General features: G+C 61.1%; 7 protein-coding genes. All 7 read left to right on the forward strand.

The window, feature by feature from the left end; all coding sequences use genetic code 11:
• Nucleotides 1–235: 235 nt before the first annotated feature.
• The 7 genes from praB to AACY08_RS25075 all read left to right on the forward strand — a co-directional run bounded on the left by praB (nt 236) and on the right by AACY08_RS25075 (nt 10,427).
• The gene (gene praB / locus AACY08_RS25045; protein ID WP_339471829.1) at nt 236–730 is read left to right on the forward strand and encodes an alkane oxidation protein activator PraB; all 495 of its coding nucleotides are present in this window, start codon (nt 236–238) and stop codon (nt 728–730) included.
• Nucleotides 731–832: 102 nt separating this feature from the next.
• The gene (locus AACY08_RS25050; RefSeq protein WP_339471831.1) at nt 833–2,287 is read left to right on the forward strand and encodes an outer membrane protein transport protein; all 1,455 of its coding nucleotides are present in this window, start codon (nt 833–835) and stop codon (nt 2,285–2,287) included.
• Nucleotides 2,288–2,485: 198 nt separating this feature from the next.
• Nucleotides 2,486–5,011 carry an acyl-CoA dehydrogenase gene (locus AACY08_RS25055; RefSeq protein ID WP_339471833.1) on the forward strand — a complete coding sequence of 842 codons (2,526 nt, stop codon included), beginning with the start codon at nt 2,486–2,488 and terminating at the stop codon, nt 5,009–5,011.
• A 148-nt stretch (nt 5,012–5,159) separates the two neighbouring features.
• Nucleotides 5,160–6,503 (forward strand): 3-oxoacyl-ACP reductase, encoded by a 1,344-nt coding sequence (locus AACY08_RS25060; RefSeq protein ID WP_339471835.1) that lies wholly within the window; start codon nt 5,160–5,162, stop codon nt 6,501–6,503.
• A 3-nt stretch (nt 6,504–6,506) separates the two neighbouring features.
• The gene (locus tag AACY08_RS25065) at nt 6,507–7,397 is read left to right on the forward strand and encodes a MaoC/PaaZ C-terminal domain-containing protein (RefSeq protein ID WP_339471837.1); all 891 of its coding nucleotides are present in this window, start codon (nt 6,507–6,509) and stop codon (nt 7,395–7,397) included.
• Nucleotides 7,394–8,692 (forward strand): acetyl-CoA C-acetyltransferase, encoded by a 1,299-nt coding sequence (locus tag AACY08_RS25070; RefSeq protein WP_339471839.1) that lies wholly within the window; start codon nt 7,394–7,396, stop codon nt 8,690–8,692. Before AACY08_RS25065 ends, AACY08_RS25070 begins: the two co-directional genes overlap by 4 nt.
• A gap of 31 nt (nt 8,693–8,723) precedes the next feature.
• Nucleotides 8,724–10,427, forward strand: a complete 1,704-nt coding sequence (locus AACY08_RS25075) for an AMP-binding protein (RefSeq protein ID WP_339471841.1) — start codon at nt 8,724–8,726, stop codon at nt 10,425–10,427.
• The last annotated feature ends 146 nt before the right edge of the window (nt 10,428–10,573 follow it).

The following is a 10,573-nucleotide window of genomic DNA, read 5'->3' on the forward strand; positions in this document are numbered from 1 at the left end:
CATCCAGCCAATTAAACGATCTGCGTCGTAACCATTGTGCCACGCTCGACCCATGCAGCAATGGGCGTGCTCAGCAGCGTAATCCTTCAGGGTTATCGAATAAATCCATTCGTATTGTTTATCGATTGTTCAGTTGAAATGTGGCTGGAACGAGAAGATCTGCTTTTTTTGCACGACTTTTCGATCTGGGTCATTACCCTGGCGAATAACTCGCCTTTATCTGTGAGGAATTATAATGATGAACGTGAAAACCCTAGTGTCGTTATCTGCCTTGGCAATTGCCATGGGCGCTGCTTCCATGGCCAATGCGTACAGTATTACCCCGGTAAACACGCACTTCACCGCGCCCGGCACGATCTCGGTGAAATCACCGTCTTCCTACCAAGCGGCTGTTAACTGCGGCGCCACTTTTACCGGCAATGTCGACGCCGATGGCGTTGCAAAAATTACCGGTGTAGCCATCACCGGCGGGGGGCTGTGCAGTCTGCCCAAGATCACCGGCCTGCCTTGGACATTAACGGCGACGGGTGCCACGGGGGGCTCTGTGACCAACGTCGGGTACACCATCGCCGGTTCGATTCTGTACCCGGTCTCCAATTGCGGTGCTTCCACGATCACTGCCAGCTACAGCGGTGGTGTGTTGACAGCGACCAATCAACCGCTGGCAGGCAACTGCACCCTAGTGAGCCTGAGCGTCAAGCCAAATCCGGCATTCACCGTTGTGCCTTGAGGGGGACTTGAGCAAAAAGGGCTGATTGCCCGTTAAAAGACAGGCGCCGTCAACCAGGCGCCTGTTGGGTTTGGCTGAGTGAGATGGCAGTAGGAATACCCTATGAATAATAAAAAACGATCGGTGCCGGTTCTGTTAGGACTGGCGTTGATGGGCGGGGTGATGGTTACGGCACCTGTGCGCGCGGGTGGTTTTTCCACGCCCACTTATGGTGCGCCCGGCTGGGGGAGGGCGTTTGCCGGTGGCTCGCTGTTCAAGAACGATCCGAGCGCTGCCTACAATAACCCGGCCGCGATGGCCTTCGTAGACCGTCACGTTGCGCAGTTCACAGTCGACTACGCACGCATCAGGATCAAGTACAAAGGCGATGCCTCTGACTATGCAGGCAACCCGATTTCCAGCACCCCGTTGGATGACAACGGTTTCCCTGATCCCACAGCGACTGCCGCAAACAATAATGACGGTGGCCAAGGTGGTTTCTCCGCCTGGCTGCCGACGGGTTTCATGGTGATGCCGCTGGGCGACCGATTTGCCTTCGGTCTGAGCCAGGTCGTGCCCCAAGGCATGCGTTCAACCTGGGATGAAGAGTCGAAACTGCGCGGCTTTGCAGTGGATACCAATATTGAAACCGTAGGATTGACGGGGTCGTTATCGTTCAAGATAAGCGACGAGTTTTCCATCGGTGGCGGCGTGATCGTGCAGCACAGCAAGGGCTTCGTCAGCCAGAACATCGATTTGTTGTCGGCGGCGGCGGTGTCCGATTCTCTGCTGGGGGGGATTGCGTTCCCGTCGGACGTCGGTGGTGCGCTGATGCGGGTCAAGGTCGACAATGTCTCGGCTGGCTGGTTTACCGGCGTCGCCTGGAAGCCCACCGAAAACGACACCCTTGGAGTGAACTACCACGCCAGAATCAAGAACAAGATGACCGGTAAGTACAACGTGCACACCGATCAGTTCTCCTACAACCTCATGACCCAACCCAGCCCATTTGGCGGCAGCGGCACGCTGGTGGGCACCGCCTACCCGGGGCTTGAACTGTTCCCGGACGGTGCCCATGCCAGCACCCAACTGAATATTCCGGCCAGTGCGGGCCTGGACTGGGTGCACCGGTTCAATGATCGATTCACCTTGGGTGCGAGCGTGGTGTGGACGCAATGGTCATCGTTCAAAGACCTGACGCTCAAATCCGGTGACATGACGGTTGTTTCAATTCCCTACAACTTCAAAAATACCTGGATGTACGCCCTCGGAGGAGATTTCCGTGCGACCGATGCGCTGACCTTGCGTGCAGGGCTAGCCATTGACCAGACACCGACCCGCAATTCGACGCGTGACCCTCGGATCCCCGATGGCGACCGCACCTTCTTGTCATTGGGCGCGGGGTACGAAGTAAAGGCTATCAGCGGGCTGACGCTTGATGTCGCCTATTCCCACCAGTTCGTTCAGCAAGTCAAGTTGAAGACCAGAAACGTGGACCGTCTGGGCGCTGCGAGTCTCGACGGCAAGGTTAACGCGTCCGGCGATGTCGTCAGCTTGTCAGTCACCTATGCCTTTTGACGATTCAGAGGGGTGACCCTTTACAGGACTGATTGACCAGGCGGCCCGCTCAGCCGCCGTTTTTTCGATTGCAGGTTAAATAATAATTTCAAAACAAAATTTGAATATAGTTTTCGAATTTTGTAATGTGCCGTTACGCCGCATGTCATTCGACCTGGCGCACGTAGGCCGTACCCTGAATCGAGTAGAGGTATCTCCATGGTTATCTGGTTACTGGTGGGTTTCGCAGCAGCGATCGCCCTGGCATATCGACAAGCTGCCGCCGCCCTGTGGTTGGGCGCTGGCCTGATCTGGCTGGCGGCAGGTTACCTGTTCAACGTGGTGGCCGGTTTCGGCGTGAGCGTCGCGGCGGTGCTGGTGGTCTTGCCGGCGTTGTTGATGACGATCAAGCCCCTGCGCCGCACCTTGCTGACTCGGCGGGCCTTGAGCCTGTTTCGTACGATTATGCCGGCCATGTCCGACACTGAGCGTGCCGCTATCGAGTCTGGCACCGTGTGGTGGGACGCCGAGTTGTTCAGCGGCAAGCCGAATTGGCAGCGCCTCTTGCAAGCTGCTCCGGCCAGCCTGAGCGCTGAAGAACAAGCCTTCCTCGACAACGAAGTGGAAACCCTGTGCGACATCGCCAATGACTGGGAAACCACCCAGGTCTGGCAGGACATGTCGCCGCAAGGCTGGCAGTACACCAAGGATGCCGGGTTCCTTGGCATGATCATTCCCAAGCAGTACGGCGGCAAAGGGTTCTCCCACTACGCGCACTCGCAAGTGGTGATGAAGCTGTCGACGCGCTGCTCGGCGGCGGCGATTTCGGTGATGGTGCCCAATTCCCTGGGCCCGGCGGAGCTGCTGTTGCATTACGGCACCGATGCCCAGCGAAATTACTACCTGCCGCGTCTGGCGCGGGGCGAGGACATCCCGTGCTTCGCGCTGACCAGCCCATATGCTGGCTCTGATGCGGGGGCGATTCCCGACCTGGGCATCGTCTGCAAAGGCACCCATGAAGGCGAGGAAGTGCTGGGTTTTCGTGTGACCTGGGACAAGCGCTACATCACCCTCGGCCCGATTGCCACGGTGCTGGGCCTGGCATTCCGCGCCGAGGACCCGGACGGCTTGCTCGGCGCTCCCGGTTCACTCGGCATCACCTGTGCACTGATTCCAACGTCGCATCCCGGCGTGAACAGCGGTCGCCGTCATTGGCCATTGAATGCCGTGTTCCAGAACGGTCCTACCACCGGTAAGGATGTCTTCATCCCACTGGAATGGGTGATCGGTGGCCGCGAGCAAGTCGGCAATGGCTGGCGCATGTTGATGGAATGCCTGGCCGCGGGGCGGGCGATTTCCTTGCCGTCGGCCAACGTCGGCCTGGGCAAGGTCGCGGTGCGCGGCACCACGGCCTACGCTGCCATGCGTAAACAGTTCGGCCTGCCTATCGGGAAATTCGAAGGCGTGCAGGCGCCACTGGCACGCATGGCTGGGCACCTGTATGCCTGCGATGCGGTGCGTAAAGTCTCGGTAGCGTCCCTGGATGCGGGTGAGAAACCCTCGGTGATCTCGGCCATCGCCAAGTACCACGTCACCGAGCGCGCGCGCATCATCGTCAATGACGGCATGGACATCGTTGCTGGCAAGGGCATCTGCATGGGCCCGAACAATTTCCTGGCGCGTGCCTATCAGCAAAGCCCCATCGCCATTACCGTGGAAGGCGCGAACATCATGACGCGCTGCCTGATCATCTATGGCCAGGGGCTGATTCGTTGCCATCCTTATGTGTTCCGCGAGATGGAAGCGGCACGCAACCCGGACCGGCGCAAGGCGCTGGAAGACTTCGACAGCGCGATGTTCGGCCATGTGAGCTTTGTGCTGGCTAACACCGTACGCGCGGCGGTGCATTCTCTGACGGCGGGGCGGCTGATATCCGTACCGGCCAAGATCGACCCCGCGCTGGCGTCCTACTACCGCCAGGCCAATCGTCTGTCTGTGGTGCTTGCGTTGATTTCGGACGTTTCCATGGGCGTACTGGGCGGTGCCCTCAAGCGCAAGGAAAGTATCACCGGGCGCCTGGGGGATATTCTGTCGCAGCTGTACATTTTGTCCTGCGTGCTCAAGCGCTTCGAGGATGACGGCCGGCCCCAGGCGGACCTGCCGTTGGTGCACTGGTCGGCCCAGGATGCATTGCTGCGGGCTCATGAAGCGCTGGCCGAGGTGCTCGACAACTACCCGTCAAAAGCGGCGGCGTCCGTGGTGCGGGCGTTGACGTTCCCGTTCGGTATCCCGCTGCGCAAACCTTCGGACCGTCTGCTGGCCCAGGTGGCGGATGTGGTGCAGACACCAGGCGAAACCCGCGACCGTTTGCTGGCCAATTCCTATATCCCACGTCCGGAAATCGACAAGTTGGCCTACGGCGAACTGGGTTTCCGCCTGTTGCCGCAGGTGGAGTTGATCGACGCCCGACTCAAGCCCGCCATCAAGCAGGGCTTGATTGAGCCGATGCCGATCTCAGCCACGGCCTTCACCGCTTGGCGCATCAAGGCGCGGGCGCTGGACCTGATCAGCGACGACGAAGACACCTTGCTCGGTCGCTATGTGGAATACGCCGACCACGGCATCCAAGTGGATGACTTCCCGCAGGACTTCGGGTTGCTGGAGGCGTTGCAGCGGCGCAAGCAAGCGCTGGAGCCCGTGCCAAAGCGCCGAACCGCCCAAGGTGAAAACGCCTCGGTCAATTGAGTGGCACTGAATGTACACGGTCAGTGTGGGAGCTGGCTTGCCTGCGATGCTGACGACTCGGTCCATCAGAAGCACCGAGGTGATGCCATCGCAGGCAAGCCAGCTCCCACATTGATCGGGTTTACACGCCAAGACAGTGGGTCTACTTATGAGTGACAGCTACCTTTCTTTCGTCAATTCCCCTTGGGGCCGTCGCCTGGCCCAGGCCGTTGGTCTGCCGCAACCCTTGCCGCTGCAACGTCATCGCAGCGGCCAGCAGGGCCTGGCCAACCCGGTGATCCTCGCCGGGGCAGGGCGCCTGGCCTTTGAGGTGCAGCGGATTTTCGCGGCCACCGACACAGTCACCGCTACCCCGGCCACGCTCAAGGCGCCGTCCACGGTGAACGTGCAGGGCGCGGTGTTTGACGCCAGCACCGTGGGCGATCTGCAGCAACTGGATGAGCTCTATGTGTTCTTCCACGCCAACGCCAAGCGCCTCCGTCAGCACGGCCGCGTGGTGGTACTCGGTACCGCGCCGGAACACTGCCAGGACTTGCCCCAAGCCATCGCCCAACGCGCCCTCGAAGGCTTGGTGCGTTCGCTGGCCAAGGAGTTGCGCCGGGCGATCACCGTGCAACTGATCTACGTAGCGCCTGGCGCCGAAGACGCACTGGACAGCAGCCTGCGGTTCTTCCTGTCGCGCCGTTCGGCGTATGTCTCGGGGCAAGTGGTGCGCCTGGAAAAACCGGTGGACGGCCAGGTTCCCGTCAACTGGGACAAGCCCTTTGCCGGCCGCCGCGCGCTGGTCACCGGCGCTTCCCGTGGCATTGGTTTGGCAATCGCCCAAGTGTTGGCGCGCGACGGCGCCCATGTGGTGTGCGTGGATGTGCCGCAGGCCCAGGCGTCGCTGCAACAAGCGGCGGAGAGTGTCGGTGGTTTGGCGCTGCCCCTGGATATCACTGCAGCGGATGCTGCCGCGCTGCTGCAGGCCCATGTCAGTCAATACGGCGCTTTTGACGTGGTGGTGCACAACGCCGGGATCACCCGCGACAAAACCATCGCCAAAATGACCGAGGCGGCGTGGCGCAGTGTGCTGGCGGTCAACCTTGAGGCGCCCCTGCAACTCAGCGACGCGTTATTGCAAAACCAAGGGTTGAATCCCGGTGGGCGCATCGTGTGCGTGTCGTCGATTTCCGGCATTGCCGGCAACCTCGGGCAAAGCAATTACGCCACCTCCAAGGCCGGTGTGATCGGCCTGGTCCAGGGCCTGGCACCGCGTGCGGCGGCGCAGCACGTCACCGTGAATGCGGTCGCGCCGGGGTTTATCGAAACCCAAATGACCGCGAAGATCCCGCTGATGATTCGCGAAGCGGGGCGGCGCATGAATTCGCTGTCCCAAGGCGGGCAGCCGATGGATGTGGCCGAGACCATTGCCTGGCTGGCGCACCCAGCGTCTGGCGGGGTCAACGGCCAAGTCGTACGCGTGTGTGGCCAAAGCCTGCTGGGAGCCTGAGCCATGGACTACGTGACACAGATTATCGACCCGCCGCCATCACGCACCCGCTTGCTGCTGGACGGCGTGCGGGCCTTGCGCAAGCCAGCGCTCGACGGTGCGCCTGTATTGCCCAAGGAATGCCTGGTGCGCTCGGCAGTGGAGTTATCCGCCGCTGGCATCGCCGCGTATGGCCGTGCCTGTGGTTTTCGCCGCGAGCAAGGCGTGCCGCTGTCTTATCCCCATGTGTTGGCGTTCCCGCTGCACCTGATGCTGCTGACCCGCCCGAGTTTCCCGTACCCGGCCAGCGGCATGGTGCACCTGGCGAATCGCATTCGTCAGCACCAACGCCTGCACGAAGGCCAGGCCTTGCGCCTGGAAGTGTATTGCGAGCGCTGGGTCGCGCATCCCAAGGGGCAGGCGTTGAGCATCGCGACCCGTGCCTACAGCGCGGGCACCCTGGTATGGGAAAGCGACAGCCTGTACCTGCGCCGGGATGTCAAAGACCCGGTCGGCGAGCCCTGGGACGACGCGTTGCTGTTGCAGGAAGAAGGGTTGTTGCGCACTCAACGTTGGGTGCTGCCCGCCGACCTGGGCCGGCGCTTTGCCAAGGTGTCGGGGGATTTCAACCCGATCCACACGTCGCTGATCGGCGCGAAAATCTTCGGCTTTCGCCGTGCCATCGCCCACGGCATGTGGACCTTGGGCCGTGCCCTTGCTGCGCAGCAACCGCCCGGTGGGCTGGACCAGGCCGAGGCGCATTGCGACTTCAAGCTGCCGATCTTCCTGCCCGGCCAGGTCGCGCTGTGGAACCGTCCGGCAGCGGGCCCGTGCCGTGAGTTTGAAGTCCGCAATTTCGCAGGTGACAAGCCTCACATGCGTGGACTGTTCGTCTGGAAAGAGAGCCTTAAATGACTGATTACAGCTTCAACCCAGCCCCGGTTCGCCGCGTCGCGATTATCGGCGGTAACCGCCTCCCTTTTGCGCGCTCCAACACGGTGTATGCCCACGACAGCAACCAGGACCTGCTGGTCGCCGCCTTGCAGGGGCTGGTCGACCGCTACAACCTGCACGGCCAACGCCTGGGTGAGTTTGCCGCCGGCGCGGTAATCAAGCATTCGCGGGATTTCAACCTGGCGCGTGAGTCGTTGTTGTCCACCACCTTGTCTGCGGATACGCCGGCCTATGATGTGCAGCAAGCCTGCGGCACCGGCCTGGAAGCAGCATTGCTGGTGGCGAACAAGATCGCACTGGGCCAGATCGAGGTGGGCATTGCCGGTGGTTCCGACACCACCTCCGACGCCCCCATCGGGATCAACGAATCCCTGCGCCACACCTTGCTCGCGGCCAACCGCGCCAAGGGCATGGGCGACAAGCTGAAAGCGCTGCTCAAGGTTCGGCCGTCGATGTTTTTCAAGCCCTTGCTGCCCCGCAATGGTGAGCCACGCACCGGCCTGTCCATGGGCGAACACTGCGAGGAAATGGCCAAGCGCTGGCAGATCAAGCGCCTGGCCCAGGATGAGCTGACACTCACCAGCCATCAGCGCCTGGATGCCGCTTACAAACGTGGCTTCTTCGACGACCTGATCAGCCCCCATCGCGGCCTGGCCCGGGACAATAACCTACGCGCTGACGCCAGCCTGGAGAAACTCGCCGGGCTGTCACCCGCTTACGACCGCCAGAACGGCACGCTCACCGCAGGCAACTCCACGCCGCTGACCGATGGCGCTTCGGTGGTGTTGCTGGCCAGCGAAGAATGGGCGGCCGAGCACGGCTGGCCAGTGCTGGCTTACCTGCGGACCGGCGAAACGGCAGCCGTGAACTTTGTCGACGGCACCGAAGGCCTGCTGATGGCCCCGGCCTACGCGGTGCCACGCATGCTCAAACGTGAAGGCCTGAGCTTTAATGACTTCGATTTTTTCGAGATCCACGAGGCCTTTGCCGCCCAGGTGCTGTGCACGCTCAAGGCCTGGGAAGACGCCGATTATTGCCGCGAGCGTCTAGGCTTGGACGCGCCGCTGGGCCCCATTGACCGGGCGAAAATGAACGTCAACGGTGGCTCGCTGGGTTGCGGTCACCCGTTCGCCGCCACCGGAGGCCGGCAATTGGCAGCGCTAGCCAAGATCATCCATGAGAACGGCGGCGGGCGCGGCCTGATTTCCATCTGTGCGGCAGGCGGACTGGGCATTACTGCCATCGTCGAAAAGTAGCGCTATCAAAAACAACAATAAGGAGACTGCCATGAACGCTGTAAGCCTGGAACAAACCGAACGCATCTGGCTTGACGCTTACCTGCCTGGCGTCCCGGCGGATATCGATGCCGCGATTGAAGATTACCCATCGTTGCGCGAGGTGTTCCTCGAACACTTGGAGAAATTCCACGAGCGTGTGGCGTATGTGAGCATCGGCACCGAAATGACCTACGCTGACTGGCAGGTGCAAGGTATTGCGTTCGCCGCCTGGTTGCAGGGCCAGGGTGTGCAAAAGGGCGACCGCGTCGCGTTGATGATGCCCAACTGCTTGCAGTACCCGATCTGCCTGCTGGGAACGATCCTGGCCGGCGCGGTGGTGGTCAACGTCAACCCGCTGTACACCTCTCATGAACTCAAGCATTTGCTCAAGGACAGCGGCGCGCAGACCGTGGTGATCTTCGAAAACTTCGCGCATACCCTGGAAAAAGTCATTGCCGGCAGCAGCGTCAAGCGCGTGGTAATCGCGGCCATCGGCGATTTGCTCGGCACCTTCAAGGGCGCAGCGATGAACTTTATCCTGCGTAGCGTGCAAAAGCAGGTGCCGGCGTTCAATCTGCGCGGCTCGGTGCGGTTCAATCAGGCCTTGAAACAGGGGCGCGGGCTCAATCATTTTCCGGTGGAAATGCACCTCGATGACCTGGCTTTCCTGCAATACACCGGCGGCACCACCGGCGACGCCAAAGGCGTGATGCTCAGCCATCGCAACATCATCGCCAATTTGCTGCAGGCCAAGGCCTGGGTCGGTGACCAACTGGACCAGCACAAGCAGGAAACCAACGTCACCTTGCTGCCGCTTTACCACATCTTTTCGCTGACGGTGAACTGCCTGATGTTCATGTGCCTGGGCGGGCGCAATATCCTGATTGCCAACCCACGGGATGTGAAGCGGGTGCAGATGATCCTGCGCAAGGAGCGCTTCAACGGCATTGCCGGGGTCAACACGTTGTTTAATGGCTTGCTGGAAAACAAGGCGTTTTGCGCGCGGGACTTTTCCGACCTGCGCATGGTAATCGCGGGCGGCATGGCCACCCACACCGCAGTGGCCAAGCGTTGGAAGGAAGTCACCGGACTGCCGATCATCGAAGGCTATGGCCTCACCGAGTGTTCGCCGGTGGTGAGCATCAGCCCGATCAATATTGCGCGCATGCGCGAGATGGAATTCACCGGCAGCATCGGTGTGCCATTGCCGTCGACCTGGGTGCGGTTTATCCGTGAAGACGGGGAGCTGGCCGAGATTGGCGAGCAGGGCGAACTACAAGTGCGCGGGCCGCAGGTGATGCAGGGCTACTGGAAACGCCCGGAAGCCACCGCCGAGGTGCTGGATGCCGAGGGATGGCTGTCGACCGGCGATATCGGTGTGATGGACGAGCATGGCTATATCCGCCTGGTGGATCGCAAGAAAGACATGATCCTGGTCTCGGGCTTCAACGTGTACCCCAATGAAATCGAAGACGTGGTGGCGTTGCACCCAGGGGTGGCGGAAGTGGCCGCGATTGGGGTGGAAGATGGCGTGACGGGGGAGAAGGTCAAGATCATCGTGGTGCGCAAGGACCCGAGCCTGACGCAGGAGCAGATCCTGGCGCATTGCCGCGAGTATCTGACGGGGTACAAGGTGCCGAGGTATGTGGAGTTTCGGACCACTGAGCTGCCTAAGACCACCGTGGGTAAAGTGCTGCGCCGAGCCTTGCGCTGACTCGAAGGTTTAGGTGGTCCAAATGTGGGAGGCCCCACTACATCTTCGACGTAGCGCTGTCGCGCATCAAACTGGTTCATCGTAAGGTTATAGAACGCGTGCGGGGCAAAGGCCGTAGCCAGCACTGGTGTGTCAGCACCCGAGTG

Origin of the sequence: Pseudomonas sp. EL_65y_Pfl1_R83 (assembly GCF_963970695.1) — a bacterium.
GTDB lineage: Bacteria > Pseudomonadota > Gammaproteobacteria > Pseudomonadales > Pseudomonadaceae > Aquipseudomonas > Aquipseudomonas tritici.

Bases quoted from the DNA above. Each gene is read 5' to 3' on its own strand.
- praB (WP_339471829.1), top strand. From the start codon at position 236: ATGATGAACGTGAAAACCCTAGTGTCGTTATCTGCCTTGGCAATTGCC.
- AACY08_RS25050 (WP_339471831.1), top strand. From the start codon at position 833: ATGAATAATAAAAAACGATCGGTGCCGGTTCTGTTAGGACTGGCGTTG.
- AACY08_RS25055 (WP_339471833.1), top strand. From the start codon at position 2,486: ATGGTTATCTGGTTACTGGTGGGTTTCGCAGCAGCGATCGCCCTGGCA.
- AACY08_RS25060 (WP_339471835.1), top strand. From the start codon at position 5,160: ATGAGTGACAGCTACCTTTCTTTCGTCAATTCCCCTTGGGGCCGTCGC.
- AACY08_RS25065 (WP_339471837.1), top strand. From the start codon at position 6,507: ATGGACTACGTGACACAGATTATCGACCCGCCGCCATCACGCACCCGC.
- AACY08_RS25070 (WP_339471839.1), top strand. From the start codon at position 7,394: ATGACTGATTACAGCTTCAACCCAGCCCCGGTTCGCCGCGTCGCGATT.
- AACY08_RS25075 (WP_339471841.1), top strand. From the start codon at position 8,724: ATGAACGCTGTAAGCCTGGAACAAACCGAACGCATCTGGCTTGACGCT.